Here is a 300-nt window from a genome sequence, read left to right as displayed (position 1 = left end):
CTTCAAGAAGATTCGTACAAGAGCAGGGCTTGATGCATATACTACAAGCCAATTGACGATTGATGAACTTTATGCAGAACGAGGCAGAGAACTGGCATGGGAAGGATGGCGCCATGAAGATATGATACGTTTCGGAAAATATCTGAAAAAATATTGGGCACACCCTGACCAAAGTTCAGAAACTTTTAGAAATGTATTTCCAATTCCTACGGATATTTTAAATGCAAATCCAAAATTATCTCAAAACAAAGATTATTAACCACAATTGGAAGGTTCACATAGAAAAGTGTACCTTCCAAC

Annotated in this window: 1 protein-coding gene; it reads left to right on the top strand. The window is 37.3% G+C overall.

Going from position 1 to position 300, the window contains the following annotated elements:
- On the top strand, nt 1-259 hold a 259-nt coding region (locus tag AB5935_RS26185), incomplete at its 5' end, for a RagB/SusD family nutrient uptake outer membrane protein (protein ID WP_368327891.1).
- Between the last annotated feature and the right edge of the window lie 41 nt (nt 260-300).

The organism is Phocaeicola sp. RTP21198st1_B8_RTP21198_201120 (assembly GCF_040929485.1).
In the GTDB taxonomy this organism is placed as follows: Bacteria; Bacteroidota; Bacteroidia; order Bacteroidales; family Bacteroidaceae; genus Phocaeicola; species Phocaeicola dorei.
The sequence above is the reverse complement of the archived record's forward strand: the minus strand, read 5'-3'. Positions and strand labels throughout refer to the sequence as shown.